This window comes from Luteibacter yeojuensis, from assembly GCF_011742875.1.
Taxonomy (GTDB): domain Bacteria; phylum Pseudomonadota; class Gammaproteobacteria; order Xanthomonadales; family Rhodanobacteraceae; genus Luteibacter; species Luteibacter yeojuensis.
Genome location: NZ_JAAQTL010000001.1, coordinates 694,178 through 714,225 on the forward strand (window position 1 = coordinate 694,178; position 20,048 = coordinate 714,225).

General features: G+C 69.0%; 15 protein-coding genes. 9 read left to right on the forward strand and 6 right to left on the reverse strand.

All coding sequences use genetic code 11. The features are described 5' to 3' along the window. Position 1 precedes the first annotated feature (1 nt). Entirely contained in the window at positions 2-862 is an 861-nt protein-coding gene (locus HBF32_RS03215) for a restriction endonuclease (RefSeq protein ID WP_166698183.1), read from the reverse strand. Positions 863-1,009: 147 nt separating this feature from the next. Here HBF32_RS03215 and HBF32_RS03220 point away from each other — a divergent pair, with 147 nt between their 5' ends. Next, positions 1,010-1,543: a hypothetical protein gene (locus tag HBF32_RS03220; protein ID WP_166698184.1), complete on the forward strand. Its 534-nt coding sequence runs from the start codon at positions 1,010-1,012 to the stop codon at positions 1,541-1,543. Between the two features lie 105 nt (positions 1,544-1,648). On the opposite strand, the gene HBF32_RS03225 is transcribed toward HBF32_RS03220, so the two are convergent. Further along, entirely contained in the window at positions 1,649-2,689 is a 1,041-nt protein-coding gene (locus tag HBF32_RS03225; RefSeq protein ID WP_166698185.1) for an HDOD domain-containing protein, read from the reverse strand. Positions 2,690-2,831: 142 nt separating this feature from the next. Between HBF32_RS03225 and HBF32_RS03230 the strand changes: the two genes are divergently transcribed. Beyond that, a complete protein-coding gene (locus HBF32_RS03230) occupies positions 2,832-3,701 on the forward strand; it encodes a pseudouridine synthase (RefSeq protein WP_166698186.1) in 870 nt (289 codons plus the stop codon). A 139-nt stretch (positions 3,702-3,840) separates the two neighbouring features. After that, positions 3,841-5,238, forward strand: coding sequence for a DHA2 family efflux MFS transporter permease subunit (locus HBF32_RS03235; RefSeq protein WP_240147779.1), 1,398 nt, complete (start codon positions 3,841-3,843; stop codon positions 5,236-5,238). Between the two features lie 85 nt (positions 5,239-5,323). Here the strand turns inward: HBF32_RS03235 and aat are convergent, their stop codons facing one another. Genes aat through trxB form a run of 3 tightly spaced genes read right to left on the reverse strand, consistent with a single transcriptional unit; the run spans position 5,324 to position 8,167 of the window. After that, positions 5,324-6,037, reverse strand: coding sequence for a leucyl/phenylalanyl-tRNA--protein transferase (gene aat / locus HBF32_RS03240; RefSeq protein ID WP_166698188.1), 714 nt, complete (start codon positions 6,035-6,037; stop codon positions 5,324-5,326). Next, the gene (locus tag HBF32_RS03245) at positions 6,034-7,167 is read right to left on the reverse strand and encodes a GNAT family N-acetyltransferase (protein ID WP_166698189.1); all 1,134 of its coding nucleotides are present in this window, start codon (positions 7,165-7,167) and stop codon (positions 6,034-6,036) included. The genes aat and HBF32_RS03245 overlap by 4 nt, the downstream gene beginning before the upstream one ends. Positions 7,168-7,204: 37 nt before the next feature. After that, the gene (gene trxB / locus HBF32_RS03250; RefSeq protein ID WP_166698190.1) at positions 7,205-8,167 is read right to left on the reverse strand and encodes a thioredoxin-disulfide reductase; all 963 of its coding nucleotides are present in this window, start codon (positions 8,165-8,167) and stop codon (positions 7,205-7,207) included. A gap of 164 nt (positions 8,168-8,331) precedes the next feature. On the opposite strand from trxB, the gene HBF32_RS03255 reads away from it, so the two are divergent. Genes HBF32_RS03255 through lolA form a run of 4 tightly spaced genes read left to right on the forward strand, consistent with a single transcriptional unit; the run spans position 8,332 to position 12,887 of the window. Further along, positions 8,332-9,396, forward strand: coding sequence for an alanine dehydrogenase (locus tag HBF32_RS03255; protein ID WP_166698191.1), 1,065 nt, complete (start codon positions 8,332-8,334; stop codon positions 9,394-9,396). 31 nt (positions 9,397-9,427) lie between these two features. Then, entirely contained in the window at positions 9,428-11,773 is a 2,346-nt protein-coding gene (locus HBF32_RS03260) for a DNA translocase FtsK (RefSeq protein WP_166698192.1), read from the forward strand. 6 nt (positions 11,774-11,779) lie between these two features. After that, entirely contained in the window at positions 11,780-12,208 is a 429-nt protein-coding gene (locus tag HBF32_RS03265) for a hypothetical protein (protein WP_166698193.1), read from the forward strand. A 31-nt stretch (positions 12,209-12,239) separates the two neighbouring features. Next, positions 12,240-12,887 (forward strand): outer membrane lipoprotein periplasmic chaperone LolA, encoded by a 648-nt coding sequence (gene lolA, locus HBF32_RS03270; protein ID WP_166698194.1) that lies wholly within the window; start codon positions 12,240-12,242, stop codon positions 12,885-12,887. A gap of 1 nt (position 12,888) precedes the next feature. Here the strand turns inward: lolA and HBF32_RS03275 are convergent, their stop codons facing one another. Then, positions 12,889-15,873 carry a sensor histidine kinase gene (locus HBF32_RS03275; RefSeq protein WP_166698195.1) on the reverse strand — a complete coding sequence of 995 codons (2,985 nt, stop codon included), beginning with the start codon at positions 15,871-15,873 and terminating at the stop codon, positions 12,889-12,891. A gap of 87 nt (positions 15,874-15,960) precedes the next feature. Between HBF32_RS03275 and HBF32_RS03280 the strand changes: the two genes are divergently transcribed. Next, complete coding sequence (locus HBF32_RS03280) at positions 15,961-18,681, forward strand: DUF2339 domain-containing protein (RefSeq protein WP_166698196.1); 2,721 nt, start codon at positions 15,961-15,963, stop codon at positions 18,679-18,681. Beyond that, positions 18,671-20,014: a DUF3999 family protein gene (locus HBF32_RS03285; RefSeq protein WP_166698197.1), complete on the forward strand. Its 1,344-nt coding sequence runs from the start codon at positions 18,671-18,673 to the stop codon at positions 20,012-20,014. The genes HBF32_RS03280 and HBF32_RS03285 overlap by 11 nt, the downstream gene beginning before the upstream one ends. Positions 20,015-20,048: the final 34 nt, after the last annotated feature.

The following is a 20,048-nucleotide window of genomic DNA, read 5'->3' on the forward strand; positions in this document are numbered from 1 at the left end:
CCTAGTCCGCCGAGCCTACCTCGCGCGTATTGCGCTCCATGACCTTCATGGCGTCCTCGGCCTGGCGCCGCGACTCGGGCGACGATCCGGTGTCCTTCGATTCGCGCAGGCGAGCCCGCTCCTGGAGTTCTCGCGAGATCGAGGGTTCCGGTGCGGGCGCGGGCGGCAGCGCGGCGGCGGGCGGGGGAGGTGGCGTGGCAACCGGCGCGGCGGCGGCCGGTGGCGTGGCCGGAGCTGTCCCTGCGGCCTTATCGGTGGCGGCGGGCGGCGGCACGGGTTCGACACGCCGCGACATGGCATGCCAGACGAACAGCCCGAGGAGCAGGGCGATGGCCGCGGCGAGGAGGACCGGCAGCAACCGGGAGCCCGTCTCACGGTCCGATGCGCGGCGTGGCCTCCCGCGCCCGCGGGCCGCGACGGTAGGCAGCGCCATGCCGGGGATCGAGGTGTCCAGGTGATCCAGCAGCTTCAGCATCGCCCGCAGCACGTCGCCGTCGATCAGCTGCAGGCGTGGCTGGCGACGCGGCACGGCGCGGGCGTCGGCGCTGTACCGGCCACGAGTGACCAGCACGCCGCGTGTTGCCGCCTCGTTGAGCATGGTGCCGAGGAGCTCGTTCACCTCGTGCAGCTGCACCTCGGCCGCATCCCAATGCTTGCACTGGACGATGACGGTCTCGTTGCCGCGATACAGGCGGAGGTCGAAGGCGCCTTCGAGCTGCTTCAGCGACGCGGGGGGTGAGCGGTATTCCACCTTCCAGCCCTGGTCGCGGTAATGCTCGGCGAGGAGATGCTCGAAATCGTGCCAGCTCAGCCGTGCGAGTGCGTCCGTGCCGACGGACGAGGGCGTTCGCGCGGAGAACATCGATCTGTCGTACCTGCCAGGGCAAAGACCCGATGATAACCCCGGGAATGTGGATCCGGGCACGCTTTTCACATTCGTGACGATTGCCCCCGGCCTGGCCCTCCCGGTACATTGGAAAGTCGTGTTCGGGGAATCCGGGGAATAGAAGTGATCAAGCAGGTACTGACCGTGGCCGCCGTCCTGGCGTTGTCCGGCTGCGGTGGCAAGACGATGATCGAGAGCGACATGAGCCGCATGGTGGAAGCCAGCCCGGCGTCGCCCTGGCTCACGGTGGAAGGCAAGACGGGTTCGGTGGTCACGGTCACCGGGCTGGACGAGAAGGCCAAGGTGCAGGTGTCGCCCGACATCGCCTCCGTGGTGCAGGCGCGCGTGCGCACCTCCCTGCAGCCGCGCTACTTCACCGACCTGATCATCAACTGCCGCGACCTCGAGGTACAGGTGTCGGCCAAGGCGGACGACGATGCCGTGCCGCCGGCGGCGAACCTGGATCTCGCGGTGACGTGCCGCATCGTGGCGCGGGGTCCGGTGGTGTCGAAGACATACCGCTTCCGCGAGTCGGCACCGTTCAATCCGGCCGCCCCGCGCTTCGACGTGCTGGTACCGAAACTGATCGAGGCGTCGTCGAAAAAGCTGGCCGAGACCATCTGGGCGGACGTTCCGACGCCCGTCGCAAAGCGCTGACGCCGATCGCGGTAGGAGTCGCTATAGCGGCGAGGAAACCTGGCGGCACGCCCGCAAGATTGCCCTCGCCGCCATAGCGGCTCCTGCAACGGTTCGGGAGGTGCCTCAGGCCTCGGTCGGGATGGCCGCGGTGCGCAGGTCGTCGCGGCAGGCCAGCAGCTTTTCCTGGCTGAAGCCCTGCATCGGCGTTGCCTGCAATACCGCCTCCGCGTCGGCTGCGCCGCGTTCCACCAGCACGTCCAGCATCGCCGCCCGGCTCGACGCCAACAGCGCGCGGCCGAGCGGCGTGCGCGCTCCCGCATCGGCAGGGTCGGCCCGCTCGGCCAGCGCCTGCACCACGCGCGAAGGGAAATTCCAATGCCGCGCCGCGTGCAGCGACAGGCGCTCGATCTGCTGCCCGAGCGCCGCGACGAACGGGCGGCTGAACGCGAGTGCGTCCGCCTCCGGCATGCGTGCCACCTCGCGCAGGATCGCCTGCGCGCCGGTCTGGCTGGCAAGCCCCGCGAGGAAGGCCTCGAACGGATCGCAGGCACCGCGGCCGAGGAAGACGCAGGCGCGGGCGCAGCGTTCCGCGTGCTCCCAGAGCCGCTCGCCGGCCTGCCGGCCGGCTTCGGTGTCGTCCGTGCGCAGGATCGGTCGCATCACCATCTGCATCACGACGCGGCGAAGGCCGTCGTTACCGAGCAGGGTAATGGCCTGCGGCAGTCCGGCCACGGGCCGGGCCGTGCGGAAGTAGGCGCTGTTCGCGACCCGGATCACCTCGCCCACCAGCACGGTGTCCCGTGCGATCTGCTCGGCCAGCGCGCGGCTGCTGGTGTCGTCGTTACGCAACGAACGCATGAGTTGCGGGACCACCGCGGGAAGACGGGGCAGGGAACCGACGTCGAACCGTTCGCCACCGAAGGCATCGCGCACGCGTCGCAACGTGGCCTGCTCGACGGGCGTCATGCCCTGCTCGTGCGAGGGGCCGATGCCGAAGAGGAGGCGGTAGAAGCGGTCTTCGATCTCGTCCGCGGGCAAGGCGCCGGGCAGGGTTGCCTCGCCGATCGCGACGACCGGCACGGCCACAGGCGGACGAACCCGCTCCTGCGCGACGGCGGCCTTCGCTCGGGCGCCGAACCACTTCCTGAAGAACCGGCCGATCACGGGTAAGCTCCGGGCGTTGGAGGGTGGGGACGTTGGAGCCAGTATATGTCGACCGGGCATTTGTCGGAGCGGCCTTGGCGGTTCCGCGCCCGCCCTGTTGCATGGGGAGGACGGTGGGATCTTGCGCAGGCACAATGGCGGCATGGATCGACACTCGCCCACCAGCCGCGTCGTGCTGCCGTCCGGCAGCTGGGCGTCGGTGCTCGACTTCCTGTGCGAGCGGTTCCCGGCCATCGGCCGGGAGGTGTGGCTCGAACGCATGGAACGAGGCGCGGTCGCCGTCGACGGTATCGAGGCACACCGCCTGGCGCCCTACCGCCCCGGCGCCGTGGTCACGTACCGGCGCGAGGTTCCGGACGAACCCCGCATACCCTTCGAGGAAACCATCGTCCACATCGACGACGACCTCGTGGTTGCCGACAAGCCGCACTTCCTGCCGGTGATGCCGGCCGGGAGGCATGTGGAGGAAACCTTGTCGGTGCGCCTCGTGCGCCGCCTCGGCAACCCCGACCTCGTGGCGCTGCACCGGCTGGACCGGGCGACGGCGGGGCTGGTGGTGTTCTCGGCGCGGCCGTCCAGCCGCGATGCCTATACGCGCCTGTTCCGCGAGCGCGCCATCGCAAAGACGTACGAGGCCGTGGCCGCCCCGATGCCGGGGCGGGTTTTTCCGTTCGTCCACGAAAGCCGCCTCGAGCGTGGCGAGCCGTTCTTCCGCATGCGCGAGGTGCCTGGCACGCCGAATTCCCGCACACGCATCGAGGTGATCGAACGGGGCGAGCGGTACTGGCGTTACCGTCTCGAGCCGGTGACCGGACGCAAACACCAGCTGCGCGTGCACATGGCGGCGCTGGGTGCGCCGATCCTGGGCGACACGGTGTATTCGGAACTCCGCGAGGAGGCCCCCGGTTTCGCGGAGCCCCTGTGCCTGCTGGCCCGCCAACTTCGCTTCATCGATCCGCTGACAGGCAACGAGCGGGTATTCCGCAGCGACCGGGCATGCTCCCCGTTGTAGGAGCCGCTATAGCGGCGAGGGCAATCTTGCGAACGTGCCGCCAGGTTTTCTCGCCGCTGTAGCGGCTCCTACATTCGCGATGCTCGACCTTTTCGGGAGGCGGGCGCAAACTATGCGCCTCCCCGTTGCCCATCCCCGGATGAACTCCGCCCCAGGCTTCCGCACCGTCGCCCTGATCATCGCGAGCGCGATGTTCATGGAGCAGCTGGACGGCACCATCCTGGCCACGGCGTTGCCGGCCATGTCGGAATCCTTCGACGTGTCGCCGCTGCACATGAGCGTGGCGCTCACCTCGTACATGCTCAGCCTCGCCGTGTTCATCCCGGCGAGCGGTGCCATCGCCGACCGCTACGGTTCGCGCAACGTGTTCCGCGCCGCCATCGCGTTGTTCACCGTCGGCTCGGTGCTATGCGGCGTTTCCGGCAACCTGCCGCTGCTGGTGATGTCGCGCCTCTTGCAGGGCATCGGCGGCGCGATGATGGTGCCGGTCGGGCGCCTCGTCCTGCTGCGTTCGGTGCCGAAGTCCGAACTCGTTTCCGCCATGTCCTGGCTGCTGGTGCCCGCGCTGATCGGCCCGGTGGTGGGGCCGCCGCTCGGCGGCTTCATCGTCACCTGGGCGTCGTGGCGCTGGATCTTCTACATCAACGTGCCGATCGGCCTCGTGGGCATGTGGCTGGCCTCGCGCTACATCCCCGATATCCGCCTGCCGGACAAGGTCCGCTTCGACCGCCTGGGCTTCGTGCTTTCGGGCATCTCGCTGTCGTGCCTGGTGTTCGGCCTCGAGATGGCCAGTCACGGCGGGACGTCACTGCTCGGGTCCACGGGACTCGTCGTCGGTGGCCTGGTCGCAGGTGCGCTTTATGTGTGGCACGCACGCCGCGTGGAGAATCCCATCCTCGACCTGTCGCTGATGCGCTTCACCACGTTCCGCCTTTCGGTGGTGGCCGGTTCGCTCACCCGCATCACGGCCGGCGGCATGCCGTTCCTCCTGCCGCTGATGATGCAGCTCGGGTTCGGCCTGTCCGCGGCGCACAGCGGCGTGGTCACCTTCGTTTCCGCGCTGGGCGCGATGCTGATGAAAGCCACGTCCACGCCCGTGCTGCGCAAGTTCGGGTTCCGCAGCACGCTGGTCTGGAACGGCGTGCTGTCGATGCTCTGCGTGGCACTGTGCGCGGCGTTCCGTCCCGACTGGCCCTTGTGGACGATCTACACGATCCTGCTGCTGAGCGGCTTCTTCCAGTCGCTGCAGTTCAGTGCGTACAACACGGTGGCGTACGCGGAAGTGCCCAGCGAGCGCTTCTCGAGCGCGACGAGCTTCTATTCCACGTTCCAGCAGCTGATGCTTTCGCTCGGCATCTGCGTCGCCGCGGCGGCGTTGCAGGTGTCGGTGACGTGGCAGGGACACGAGCGCGCCCAGTTGCCGGATTTCAGCGTGGCCTTCCTGGTCATCACCTTCATTTCGTTGATCGCCGCACCGGTCAGCGCGTTGTTGCCGAGGAATGCGGGGGCGGAGATGAGCGGACACCGCTCGCGCTAGCCCTTTCCCGTTGTAGGAGCCGCTATAGCGGCGAGAGCAAGCTTGCGACAGTGCCGCGAGGTTTTCCTCGCCGCCATAGCGGCTCCTACAGGGGGAGCGCCAGGGGGTAGCGGATCCAGGAGCCGACGATGCCCGGCATTGCCGCCAGTTGTCTTGCTTTCGCCACGAACTCGCGGCGCGGGATCTCGACGGCGCCCATGCTCAGCAGGTGCTCGTTGGTCACCTGGGCGTCGAGGTACGGGAATCCCCACTCGTGCAGCAGCCCACAGAGCGCGGCGAGGGCCGCCTTGGAGCCGCCGGAGCGGGCGCTGAACATCGATTCGCCGCAGAACAGCCGGCCCACGGCCACGCCATAGATGCCGCCCACCAGCGAACCGCGATCCCACACCTCCACGCTGTGCGCATGTCCGCGCCGGTGCAGCTCCTCGTACGCCACGATCATGTCCTCGCCGATCCAGGTGCCGGGCTGGCCGTTGCGCGGCGCGGCGCAGGCGCGCATCACGCGGCTGAACGAGGTGTCGGCGGTCACGCGCCAGCCTGACGTGCGTAGCTGCTTGCGCAGGCTGCGGCTGACGTGCACGCCGTCGGTGCGGAAGACGCAGCGCGGATCGGGCGACCACCAGAGGATCGGCTCGTCCGCGTTGAACCACGGAAAGACGCCCTGGCTGTATGCCGCAAGCAGGCGTTCGGGCGACAGGTCGCCGCCCCAGGCCAGCAGCCCGTTCGGCTCGGTCAGCGCCGATTCCGGGTCCGGAAACAGTCCCAGGCGCGTGCGATGGAGTTGCGGCAACTGGATCATCGGTCGGCGTAGGGCGAGTGGGCCATGAGTTCCTTGCGGTAGGCCTCGCGATGCGCGGCCTCTTCCCGCAGCGCATCGGCCACGGCGCGCCGGAAACCCTCATGGGCGATGTAATGGCGCGAATGCGTCAGCGTGGGCAGGAACCCGCGCGCGAGCTTGTGCTCGCCCTGTGCGCCGGGCTCGAAGCGCGCGAGCCCCTCGCGGATGGCGTAGTCGATGCCGCGGTAGTAGCACAGTTCGAAATGCAGGCCGGAGACATCCACGCTGGCACCCCAGTAGCGCCCGTATAGCGTATCGCCGCCGCGCAGGAACAGCGCCATCGCCACGATGTCGTGGGAGTCGCGTGCCAACGCCACCTGTACGTCCGGCCCGAGGGTGCGCCCGAGGTACTGGAAGAAGCGCGCGGTCAGCGCCGCGTGGTTGCCCTTCATGTCGAAGGTGAGTTCGTAGAGCGCGTGGATCTGCCGCCATTCGGCGTCCGAGAACGTGTCCCCGCCGCGCATCTCCAGCGTGAGCCCGGCCGCATGCGCACGCGCGCGCTCCTGCCGGATGTTCTTGCGCTTCTTCGCGGCGAGTGCCGCGAGGAACGCGTCGAAGTCCGCATAGCCGCGGTTGTGCCAGTGGAACTGGTAGTCGGAGCGGGCCAGCCAGCGATCGTCGAACGCGTGCAGGTCGGCCTCCGGAAGGAAGTTGGCGTGGATGGACGAAAGGCCCAGGCGGTCGGCCTCGTCGACGAGCGCGGCGGTCAGGCGGTTGCGCATCACTTCGGCGTGCGGCCCGTCGCGTACCAGCAGGCGCGGGCCGGGCACGGGCGAGTAGGGCGAGGCGACGAGCAGCTTGGGGTAGTAATCGCCGCCGGCGCGCTCCCAGGCGGCCGCCCAGCTCCAGTCGAAGACGAACTCGCCGTGCGAATTGCCCTTGAGGTAGGTGGGAGCGGCGCCAAGGAGGCGGCCTTCCTCAAAGAAGGCGAGGTGGTACGGACGCCAGCCGTAATCCTCGCGCAGGCAGCCCTTGGCTTCCAGGCCATGCAGGAAGGCGTGCGAGACGAAGGGATTGCCGTCCGGGACGAGCGCGTCCCAGTCGGCGGCCGGAATGCCGCCGAGGCTGTCGAGGAAGCGTATCCCGTTCATGCGGCGGGAGCCCCGCGCGTGGCGCGGGGCGTTGTCGTCAGGCGAGCAGGTGCTGCTGGTCCAGCCAGCGCTCGGCGTCCAGCGCGGCCATGCAGCCGAAGCCCGCCGAGGTGATGGCCTGGCGGTACACGTGGTCGGCGACGTCGCCCGCCGCGAACACGCCCGGCACCGACGTGGCCGTGGCCATGCCGTTCAGGCCGGAATGGATCTGGATGTAGCCGTCCTTCATCTCGAGCTGGCCCTCGAAGATGCCGGTGTTGGGCGTATGGCCGATGGCCACGAAGAAACCCTGGACCTCGAGGTCGCGCTTGGCCCCGGTGTTCACGTCCTTGACGCGCACGCCGTTGACGCCGGAATCGTCGCCCAGCACCTCGTCGATCTGGTGGTTCCAGAGCAGCTCGACCTTGCCGGCCGCGGCCTTCTCGAACAGCTTGTCCTGCATGATCTTCTCGGCGCGCAGCTTGTCGCGGCGGTGCACGAGGTAGACCTTGCGGGCGATGTTGGACAGGTACAGCGCCTCTTCCACGGCCGTGTTGCCGCCCCCGACCACCACCACGTCCTGGTCGCGGAAGAAGAAGCCGTCGCAGGTGGCGCAGGCGGAGACGCCGCGGCCCTTGAACTTCTCTTCCGAGGCGATGCCAAGGTACTTGGCGGTGGCACCGGTCGTGACGATCAGGGCCTCCGCCGTGTACTCGCCGCCGTCGCCCTTCAGGCGGAACGGGCGGCTGGACAGGTCCACGCTATGGATGTGGTCGAAGATCATCTCCGTCTCGAAGCGCTCGGCGTGCTCGGCCATGCGCCGCATCAGGTCGGGGCCCTGGACACCCTTCTCGTCGCCCGGCCAGTTGTCCACCTCGGTGGTGGTCATCAGCTGCCCGCCCTGCTGGAGGCCGGTGATCATGGTCGGCTTCAGGTTGGCGCGCGCGGCGTATACCGCCGCCGTGTAGCCGGCGGGGCCGGAGCCGAGGATCAGCAGACGGCTGTGCTTGGGGGTGCTCATGTATAATCCTTGGGTTTACTGCGGCGTGATTCAGTCGTACGGACGTTGTCGACCCGGAAGAATGGGGAAGACGGTGGTGCGATTCAAGACATTCGCCGAAACGACGGCGGCCGCCCCGTCCCCACGGAGCGGCTTTATTCTGTACTTTCAGGATCATCCATAAGATGCGCATCGGTATTCCGTCCGAAACCAAGACCCTCGAAGGCCGCGTGGCCCTCATCCCCGCCGCCGCCGCCGACCTTGTCCGCCGTGGCCACGAGGTGTTCATCCAGTCCGGTGCCGGCACCAAGAGCGGCTATGCGGACTCCGATTACGCGGCCTTGGGCGTCACCGTGGTGCCCGATGCCGCCGCCGTCTACGAGAAGGGCGAGCTGATCGTCAAGGTCAAGGAGCCGATCGAGGGCGATCTCAAGCTGCTGAAGAAGCACCACCTCCTGTTCTGCTACCTGCACCTGGCCGCCGAGCCGGCGCTCACCAGGAGCCTCCTGGACATCGGCCTGACCGGCGTGGCCTTCGAGTCCGTCGACGAGAACGGTGCGCTGCCGCTCCTCCTCCCGATGTCGGTCATCGCCGGTCGCATCGCCACCCAGATCGGCACCACGCTCCTGCACCAGCCGAATGGCGGCAAGGGCAAGCTGCTGGGCGGCATGGCGTCGACCCCGCGCGGCAAGGTCGTGGTGCTGGGCGCCGGCGCGGCCGGCGGCAACGCCGCGGCGCTGGCCGCTTCGGCGGGCGCCAACGTGGTGGTGTTCGACAAGCGTCCGGACCGCATGGCCGAGATGATGGCCCTGGGCCCGAACGTCACGGCCCTGTACGCCTACGAGTCGTCGGTGGCCGAGGAAGTGCGCAACGCCGACATCGTCGTCGGCGCCGTGCTGATCCCCAGCGCCAAGGCTCCGCGCGTGGTCACCGAGGAGATGGTCAAGACGATGGAGAAGGGCTCGGTGCTCGTCGACATCTCGATCGACCAGGGCGGCTGCTTCGAGACCTCGCGTCCGACCACCTGGAAGGAGCCGACCTACGACGTGCACGGCGTGACGCATTTCTGCGTGACCAACATGCCGGGCGCCGTGCCGCAGACCTCCTCGACCGCCATCTCCGCCGCGATCCTGCCGTACGTGCAGCGCCTGGCGGCCGGCAACGAGTGGCGCGACTACGCGCCGCTGGCCGCGGGCATCAACATCGAGAACGGCAAGATCGTGCACCCGGCCCTCCAGGGCGTGGCATGATGCCGGAAACCGGGACCGAGGTCGTTCGTTAGTGGCGCGAAGCGCGAAAGTCGTAAAAAGGCAGGCCAAGGCGCAGGTCAAGGCCCAGCGGGAGGGCTTGAGCGAGGAGCTCAAGCGCCGCCTGCGCGAAGCCGGGGCGCTGCTCCTGTTGCCGCTTGCCCTTTACCTCCTCGTCTGCCTGCTCAGCTACAACGACCAGGACCCGAGCTGGGGCCACATGGGCGTCGCCGACCATGCCACCAACTTCGGTGGCGCGGTCGGCGCGAACATCGCCAACCTGCTCAGGTACATCTTCGGCCTGGTGTCGTACGGCTTCCCGCTGCTGCTCCTCGCGCTGGGGATCCAGGTGATCCGCCAGCGCGGCGAGCGCAACGTGCAGCCCTGGGAGCCGTCGCTGCGGCTCATCGGTTTCGTTTTCTTCTTCATCACCGCCCCGGCGCTCGCTTACCTGAACGTCGATTCGGCGGTGCTGCCCGAAGGCCCCGGCGGCATCGTCGGCAAGTGGGTCGGTCACGGCCTGCACAACGCCTTCGGCGACAAGGGCGCGCCCCTGCTGTTGCTCGCGGTGTGCCTCATCGCCATCACGCTCGCCACCGGCCTTTCGTGGTTCCGCCTCATGGACGCGACGGGCGAGCTGGTCATGCGCGTTGCCGGCTGGGCAGGCGGCAAGCTGCGCCGCGCGCCCGACGTCATGGCGGCGCGGTCCGCCCGCGCCGAACGCGAAGTGGTCAAGAAGGCCGAGGCGGTGAAGCAGGCCAGGCGCGAGCCCGTGCGCATCGAGACCCCCACGCCGATGGTGGTCAAGAGCGAGCGCGCCACGCGCGAGAACCAGATCCCGCTGTTCACCGGCGCCGCGATGGACGGCGAGATCCCGCCGTTGTCGCTGCTCGACGAAGCGCCGCCGCAGGGCCCGGGTTACTCCGAGGAAACCCTGGAGGTGCTCTCGCGCCAGGTGGAGCTGAAACTCAAGGATTTCCGTGTCGAGGCGCGCGTGGTCGGCGTCTATCCCGGCCCGGTCATCACCCGCTTCGAACTCGAGCCCGCGGCCGGCGTGCGCGGCAGCCAGGTGTCCAGCCTGGACAAGGACATCGCGCGCGGCCTCTCCGTGGTCAGCGTGCGCGTGGTGGACGTCATTCCGGGCAAGAACGTCATCGGCCTGGAAATCCCGAACACCAAGAAGCAGATCGTCTACCTCTCCGAGATCCTGCGCTCGGAGCGCTACGACCAGGTGAAGTCGCCGCTGGCGCTCGCGCTGGGCAAGGACATCGGCGGCAAGGCCGTGGTCACCGACCTCGCGAAGATGCCCCACCTGCTGGTGGCCGGCACCACCGGCTCGGGTAAATCCGTGGCGGTGAACGCCATGGTGCTGAGCCTGCTGTACAAGTCCAGCCCCAAAGACGTCCGGATGATCATGATCGATCCGAAGATGCTGGAGCTCTCGGTCTACGAGGGCATTCCGCACCTTCTGGCGCCGGTCGTCACGGACATGAAGGAAGCCGCCAACGCGCTGCGCTGGTGCGTGGCCGAGATGGAGCGCCGCTACAAGCTCATGGCGGCGGTGGGCGTGCGCAACCTCGGCGGTTTCAACAAGAAGGTGAAGGACGCCGAGAACAGCGGGCAGCCGTTGCTCGATCCGCTGTTCCGCGCCAATCCCGACATGCCGGGCATGGTGGCCGAGCCGCTGGAACCGCTGCCGCACATCGTCATCATCATCGACGAATTCGCCGACATGATGATGATCGTCGGCAAGAAGGTGGAAGAGCTGATCGCGCGCCTCGCGCAGAAGGCGCGCGCCGCGGGCGTGCACCTGATCCTTGCCACGCAGCGCCCGTCGGTGGACGTCATCACCGGCCTCATCAAGGCCAACATCCCCACGCGCATCGCCTTCCAGGTGTCCTCGAAGATCGATTCGCGCACCATCCTCGACCAGTCGGGCGCGGAAGCGCTCCTCGGCCACGGCGACATGCTCTACCTGCCGCCCGGCACGGCCACGCCGGAGCGCGTGCACGGCGCCTTCGTGGACGACCACGAGGTGCACAACGTCGTGGAATGGCTGCGCGCGCAGGGCTCGCCGAACTACATCGAAGGCGTGCTGGAGGAAGTGCAGTCCACCGCCGACGGCAAGATCATCAACGACTCCGGCCTGCCGCAGGATGCCGACGGTGACGGCGACAGCGACAACGCGCTCTACGACCGCGCCGTGCGCGTGGTCACCGAGACGCGCCGCGCGTCCATCTCCGGCGTGCAGCGCCACCTCCGCATCGGCTACAACCGCGCCGCCCGCCTCGTCGAGCAGATGGAGCAGGACGGCATCGTCAGCGCGCCGCAGCACAACGGCAACCGCGAAGTCCTCGCGCCGCCGCCCCCGAAGGACTGATTCCGCATGAACGCCATGAAGCCGGGCGCGCTCCGCCAGCGTCCCTGGGGCCTGCTCGTCACCGGCGACCTCGCGCCCAACGCCGAGGTGCTGGACGAGGTCGAAAGCATCTTCGAACTCAACCCCTCCATCCCGGGACTGGAACTGCGCGCCGACGACGGCCGCGCCTGTTTTGTCACCCGCGACTACCCCAGCGGCCATACGGCCGGGGTGGACGACGCGCTGGAAGTGATCTTCGCCGAGCAGCCCGAGATCGCCGAGATCGCGGTGTTGGGGCAGGAGGTGCGCCCGGTGCACACCGCCACGCGCGACGCCCCGTACTGGCACCGCGACGGCAAGGCCATCGCGGACATCAGCGAGAAGATGGAGGCCGGCGAGATCACGCCGTCCGAGGCCATCGACATGCTTAAGTCGCTGTTCGAAACCGATCGCTGACAATCGCGCCGACTCCCACGGAATCCCTCCCATGAAACGCTTCCTGCTTGCCGCGACGCTGTCCCTGCTCAGCCTGCCGGCCTTCGCCGCCGGTCCGGCGCGCGAGCGTCTCGACGCCTTCGCCAAGGGCATCCACTCGCTCTCGGGACGCTTCAGCCAGACGATGTCGAACGCCAACGGCGATCCGGGCAAGACCAGCTCCGGCACCATGGCCTTGCAGGCGCCGCGCCAGTTCCGTTGGGAAACCACGGCGCCGTACAAGCAGACCATCGTGGCCGACGGCAGCCGCGTGTGGCTTTACGACCCGGACCTCGAACAGGTCACCGTGCGCAAGCAGAGCAGCGAGGAAGCGCAGAGCCCGCTCACGGTGCTCACGGATCTTTCGCAGCTGGACAAGGGCTTCAAGGTGACGGAGCAGGGCGAGCGCGACGGCCTGCAATGGCTGCGCCTCCAGTCCACGGGCAAGGATCCGCAGTTCGAGTACGCCGACCTCGGCTTCGACGACAGCGGGCTCGCGCGCATGGTGTTCCGCGATCAGCTGGGCAACACCACGGAGATCCGCTTCGCGGGCTGGGTACGCAACGCCGCGCTTCCCCCGGAGACGTTCAACTTCGTGCCGCCGGCGGGGGCGGACGTGATCGGCGACGCGCCGGTGTTGCAGACGCAACCGGTGAAGTGAGTCAGGGCTTATCGGCGTACGCAACGCGCCCCGGAACCATCACTCGTACCACGACGCCGTGCCGGGGCGTCGACAGCACCTCCAGCCGTCCCCCGATACGCATCGCGCGTTCGCGCATGCCCACCAGCCCGAAGTGGTTGTCGCTGGATACGGTGTCGGCCCTGAAGCCCTCGCCATCGTCGCGCACCCATACGTTCAACGACCGGCGGGCGTACTCCACGGCGATGCGGATCGAGCGCGCGTGGCTGTGTTGCGTGGCGTTGACCACCGCCTCGCGCACGATGCTGTAAAGCTCGTCGACAACCTCCGGGTCGACATCGCGGCGACGGTGCCCGGATTGCACGGAGAGCTCGACCGGCCAGTCCATGTCCTCCACCAGCGCCGCGAGGCGCCGCTCGAGCGAACCGTCCTCCGAGGCATGGCCGCGCAGACCTTTCACGCGGTCGCGTCCTTCCACCAGCAACGCTTCCGCGCGATCGATCGCGCGCTCGAGCGTGGCGCGCGAGCGGTCGTCCTTCGCCAGCCCGTCGGCGAACGCCTGGAAGCGCAGGATCAATCCCTGCACGCCTTGCAGCAGCGTGTCGTGCAGCTCGCGCGCGATGCGTTCGCGCTCGCGGTGGCGCTCGTCCAGCCGCCAGCGCAGACGCTGCGTGAGCAGGCGCACGCGCCAGCGGTGGGCAATCCACGCGAGCAGGGCGGCGCAGAGCGCGACGAACACCTGGAAGCCCGTCCGTTCGAACAGGCGCGGCGGGACGGTCACGGGGAACGACGCCGAACGGCTCCATCGCAGGCCGTCATAGGACGCCTCCGCATGGAAGGTATAGTGCCCGGGTGCGAGGTCGTTATACATCGCCTCGCGTCGCGAACCCGCATCCTGGAACGTGGCGTCCATGTTCTCCAGGCGGTAGCGGAAGGCGAGGCCGCGTGGATGGCCCGGTGCCAGCGCCGTGTACGCCACCTTGAGGTCGCGACTGTCGCGCAGCTCCACGGGAGCGCCCGGTTTGAACGCCACGCCGCCCGATGTCACCGAGCGGATGACCACCGGTGGCGGCGAGGGCGGCGGCGGCTGGCGCAGGGGATCGAGCCAGGCCAGGCCCTGGGATCCCGCGAACCAGAGCCGGCCGTCGCTCGCCTCCAGTACCGTCGGCAAGGGCCGCACGAGCTGCGCGGGGCCTGGCACGCCATCTTCCATGGTGAGCAGGCGCGTGACCGCCGGCACGTCGGGCCGCGCGAGCGCCTGCTTCCAGCCCTGCGCCGTGAAGCGGATCACGCCGTCCATCCCGTAGGCCCAGACGCAGCCATCCTCGGTCTGCACGATGCCGGTGATGGCGTTGAAGCGATCCATCGGTTGCGCGGCCAGCTTGCGAAAACGTTCGCCGTCGAAGAACGAGAGTCCGTGCTCGGCACCGACCACGAGATGCCCGTCGATCGTCGCGATGGCGGAGACCGGTCCGTCGCCCAATCCGTCGGCGGTCCCGAAGCGGCGCAAGGCGTTGCCGTCGAGCATTGCCATGGTGCCGTCCAGGTACCCGAACCATGTCCGGCCGGCCGGGTCGGCGTGGATCACCGCGGGCGCCAAAGCAGGGAACGCGGCGACGGTAGAGGCGGGCAACCAGCCTTCCGCGGCCCGCACATACACGCCGCGGTTTCGCAACGAAAGCCACAACCGCCCGGCCCCGTCGCGCGCGATGGCCTGGACGATGGTGCCGCGCTCCGCGGCGTCCCCGGGCAGAGGCACGGGCACGGGCTTGCCGTCCCGCAGGTGCCAGAGCTTTCCGTTGCCGCCGAGCCATGCCGAGCCGTCGCGGTCGCGGTAGGCCGTATCCACCGCGCCTTCGAAGCCGGGGATCGGCACGGGATCCGGCGTGAGCCGCCAGAGCCGGTCGGGATAAGCCGTGTGGGAAGCGGTCCCGCTCCAGGTCTGGCCCTTGCCGTCCTCGAACAGGGCGAAGTACACCTCGAGCTTCGGAAAGCGCACGCGGGAAAGCCAACTGTCCCGGAACACGTCGAGGCCGGCCTTCGTGCTCACCCACACATGGCCGTCGCGATCTTCCATGAGGTTCATGGTGACCTGCGAGGTCATGGCGAGGCGCTCGGTGTACTTCTGCATCCGCGGCTCTTCGACGTCGCCCGTGGTCGTCGCGTCCACGTACTTGCCCGCCATGCGGCAGAGGTTCACTTCGCAGGCCACGCTCCACAGGTTGCCGTCGCGGTCGAACGTGGTGGTGGTGCTGTTGGCGTGACGTGGCGGCGCATGGGGGAAGGGCTTTCCCCAGATGCCGGGCAGGGGGTGGATTCCGGCATTGGTCCGCAGCCACACGCTCCCGTCCGGATGGTTGAGCAGGTGCCCCGGATAGGTGTCCGGGACGCCGGCATCCTCGAAGCGTCGGGCACCCTTGGGCAGGAGGTAGAGCCTTGCGCTTGTCAGCACCCAGAGGTTTCCGCGCGCATCCTCGAGGAGTTGCTGCGCCGGGTCGGATATGCCCCAGGCGGCCGACACCTCGGTCCACCGTTTACCGTCGAAGCGATACAGGCCGGTGTCGGCGGCGGCCCAGAGATGACCCTCGCCGTCGCTGCCGAATTCATCCATGGCCACGTTGTCGGGCAACCCGTCGGCCGTGCCGTACAAGGTGACTTCCCCGTGGCGCAGGCGCGCGACGCCGCCGTAGGTACGGCTCACCCAGAGATCGCCGCCGGGTGCGGCGTAGATGGTCCAGGTAGATTCGCTGCCCGAGCCGGAGGGCGGGAGGAGGGGTACCTTCTCGAAGGCGAAGCCGTCGTAGCGATACAGGCCCGTGCGCGTGCTGACCCAGAACCAGCCATCCTCGGTCTGGGCCATGGACGCCGCGCCGACCGGGGCACCGTCTTCCCCGCGCAGCGCGGTGTGGTGGAGTTGGGCGAGGGTGCGTTCCGGATCCGTCGCACTCGCTGTCGTCCAGCAGGCCAGGGCGATCGCGAACGACATGAGGCGACGGACGAAAGACATGGCGACATGATCGCCTGTTCCTCCTACGACGTCACGGTTCATGCCAGACTGAACCCAGACATCGGACGTGTTTAGGGGGGCAAGGGCATGTATCTGGTCTGGGCAATCGTCGGCGCGGTGATTGGCGCCTTCGTGGGCGAAGGCGTCGCCGGCGCGGTGGCGGGCTTCGCCATCGGCTTCCTGTGGGGCCGCACATCGCAGCTGCGCAAGGACCTCGACGACGCACGCCGTCTCATCGAGCACCTGCGCCCCGGCACCGAGACAGCCGCCCCACCGGTGCCGTCGGCGCACCAGGTACCGACGCCGACGGCGCCTGCGGCGCAGGGCATGCCACTGCCGCCCCCGACTTCCCCGTCGCCCTCCGTTCCCCCGTCGCTCCTGCGAAGGCAGGAGCCCAGCGCCTCTGTCGCCCCCGGAGCCGTCCCGCCCGGCGTGCCACCGCCGACCCCCACCGGCCCCACCCTGGCCGACCGCCTCGGCACCGCCATCAAACATTGGTTCACCGAAGGCAACGTGCCGGTGAAAGTCGGCATGCTGGTCCTCTTCGCCGGTATCGCCGCCTTCCTCAAGTACGCCTCCGACACCGGTCTCCTCCGCGTACCCATGTCGGTGCGCCTCAGCCTGGTCGCCCTGGCGGCCATCGCCGGCGCGGCGTTCGGCTGGTTCCAGCGCGACAGGCGCCGCGCCTTCGCACTCTCGTTGCAAGGCGGTGCGATCGGCGTGCTGGTGATGACCGTATTCGCGGCGTACCGTCTCTATGGCCTGCTGCCGGCGGGCTGGACGTTCGCCTTGCTGATCGTCTTCGTGGCTGCCCTGGGTGTGCTCGCGGTGCTGCAGGACGCCCTGGCGCTCGCCGTGCTCGGCCTCGTGGCCGGTTTCGCCGCACCCATCATCGCGTCGACGGACGCGGGCAACCACGTCGCGCTGTTCTCGTATTACGCGGTACTCAACCTCGGCATCCTGGGCATCGCCTGGAAGCGCGCATGGCGCGTGCTCAACGTGCTCGGCTTCGTCGCCACCTTCGGCGTGGGCACGGCGTGGGGCGTGCTCCGTTACAACCCCGCGCTGTTCGCCAGCACCGAGCCGTTCCTCGTCCTGCATTTCCTGCTGTACCTCGCGGTGCCCTGGCTGCATGTGCTGCGCTCGCCGAAGCGCAACCGCGCCATCCTCGACGGCTGCCTGATGTTCGGCAATCCGATCGCCAGCCTGCTGCTGCAAGGCGCCTTGCTCGACTGGCATCCCATGCCGCTCGCCGTGTCGGCCCTCGTGGCCGCGGCCATCTATGTGGCCATCGCGTTCGCGATCCGGCGCCGCGACGACATGGCGCTGCTCCGCGAAACCTGGGCTGTGCTCGCCGTGGCCTTCGCCACCATCGCGGTGCCGCTGGCGCTCAGTGCCAGCGTGACGGCAAGCGTGTTCGCACTGGAAGGCGCGGGACTCGTCTGGCTGGGTTTCCGCCAGGGACGCCGCCTGCCGCGCTGGGCGGGTGTGTTCCTGCAAGTGGTGGCGGGCGTGGCCTGGACGATCGCGTCGCTGTTCCACCGGCACGCTGCCGACACGCCCCTGCTCAACGCCTCCTTCATCGGAAGCCTGCTGCTCGTGGTCGGCGCGGGGGTGGGCGCCTGGCAGTTCGATCGTCACGGCATGTCGCGCGGCGCATCGAGCCTGGCGCGCATTGGCCTGCTTGTGTGGGCGGTGCTCTGGTGGCTCATCGGCTTCGTCAACGAGATCGACGCCTTTGTGATCGATCCCGCGCCCGAGGCGGCGTGCTGGCTCGCGCTGCTGTCGGTGACAGGGCTGCTGCTCGCGCTTGCCTGTCCCTTCGCGCGCAAGCTCGACCTGGGCGTGGTGCTCGCCTTCGCGCTGCCGCTTTTCTTGTTCGCGAGCCTGGTCGTGGTGCTGTCCGCCGCGAACGCCGGCATCCAGTGGCTGAGCGGCTGGCCGTTGGCGGGCGTGGTGGCGATGGCCATCGCCGGCTGGTTCGCGTTGCGCGGCGTGGCGGCGCATCGCGTGGCCGCCGTCGCGGCGGCCACCGTCTGGTGGGTGCGCTGGCTTGCCGTGATCACCGTTGCTGTGGCGATTGCACTGGACCGGGCGCCGCAGCTCGGCGAGGGCTGGCAGCTGTTCGCGCGCGCCGTGCCGACATTGCTGCTCGCGGCGCTGACTCTCTGGGGCGCGCGCTGGCTGGCGCTGCCGCTGACGGCGCATCGACGCGACATCCGCCATGCCGTGGGTGCCTGCGTGGCGCTCGCCATGCTCGTGGCGGGTGCCGTGGCACTCGGTACCGCGGGTGCGCCGTCGCCATTGCCTTTCGTGCCCGTACTCAATCCGGTCGATCTGCTGCTCGTCGCGGTGCTTCTTTTCGTGGCGCGCGCGCTGTCCGACGAAGCGATGCCGCGCGAGGTGCGCGTGGCGCGCCCTGCGGTGCTGGCCGCGCTGTTCTTCGTGCTGGCCACCAGCATGACGCTGCGCGGCGTCCACCATCTCGGCGGCGTGCCCTGGGATGGCGCGATGGCCGGCTCGAGCCTCGCGGAACTCTCGCTCACCGTGGTGTGGAGCGCGATCGGCGTCGTGGCCTGGGTGCTCGGGTCGAAGCGCGGGCAGCGCATGCTCTGGCTCGCCGGCGCGATAACGATGGCCCTCGTGCTGTTGAAGCTGTTGCTGGTGGATCGCGCACACCTGGGCAATCTTTTCGGTATCGCTTCGTTCATCGCCTATGGCCTGCTCTGCACGGTCATCGGTTACCTCGCACCCGCGCCGCCGAGACAGATCGCGGCCGAATCGTCGGAGTCGTCGCATGCGTCGTGACTGGCGTCGCTGTCTGCTGATCATTGGGCTGGTCGCAGGATCCGCCCGTGCGGAAACGCCGCCGCCGTTCGCGGTGGCGTATCCCCTGACACTCCCATCCGCTGCCAAGGCGTATGTCGTGGAACTGCCGCAGGACGCCTATGCGTGGGCCAGGCGCGACGCCGGGCTGGGCGACGTGGTGGTCGTCGACGCGAAGGATCGCCAGGTGGCGGCTGGGCTCTATGCGCCCGCACCTCCCACTGCGCATCCGGTAACGCTCGATGCACCGTTGCTGCCCGTGCCGCAGAGTGCCAGCGGCGTGGCCGGTGCGCGCATCCAGCGCAGCACCAACGGCGACATCGTCATCGAACCCGGTGCCGCCGCGCCCGCCGGCGCGCCGACCGACTGGCTGTTCGACGCGCGCCAGCCGGTGGCGCCCGAGCGGCTGGAATTCGCGCCGTCGACCCGCGACGTGGACCTTCGCGTCGACGTGGACGCGAGCACCAACCTCCAGGACTGGACGCCGCTGGTCAGGGGCGCCACGGTCGTCACGCTCGGACAGGGCGACGGCGGGGTGGACGCGCGCGTCGTGAAGCTCAGCGGCAACGCGGCGCGCTACTACCGCGTGCACGTCGAGCGCGGCGAGGCCCCCTGGGCCGACGGCGAAGGATCGAAGGTCACGCTTTCCGGCACCGTGGAGGACGCCGCGGCGAAAGACGAAGCGGCTCGTCGCTGGCTGGATGTCGCGTCCACGGGGACGGTACAGAGCGGGCAGGGCGTCGACTACGACTATCGCCTGCCGGCCGCGCTGCCGGTCACGGCATTGCGCGTCAGACTGGGCAAGGGCGATACCGTCGCCCGCTTCGACGCCATCGCCGTCGAGGGCAGCATGAGTGGCGAGCAGCTCGGCACGCTGGTGGTGACGCCGCCACGGGACAGCGCCGACGCGCATCCCCTCGACGTCGCGGCCGGCCGGCGCGAGATGCTCCGCCTGCACTCGGCGACACCGCTGCGCGAACCGCCGCACCTCCTGGTCGGCTGGCAGCCGGACCGCATCGTCTTCCTTCCGGAAGGCGACGCGCCGTACCGCCTGCTGGTCGGCAGCCATTCCGCGCGGCGTCCGGCATGGCCCATCGCCGACGCCATCGCCGCCCTGCGGAAGGACGCCGGCCCCACATGGCGCCCCGCGCAGGCAACTCCCGGAAAGGTGCAGGAACTCGCCGGCCGCAAGGCCCTCGATCCCGCCGAAGCCCCTTTCGACTGGACCCGGCCATTGCTCTGGGTCGTGCTCCTTCTTGGCGCCGCCGTCGTCGCCGCCATGGCCGCGAGCCTCCTCCGCAAACCAAAGGCCTGAGAAGCCTTGCCCTGTTGAGGTGCCATGCACGGTG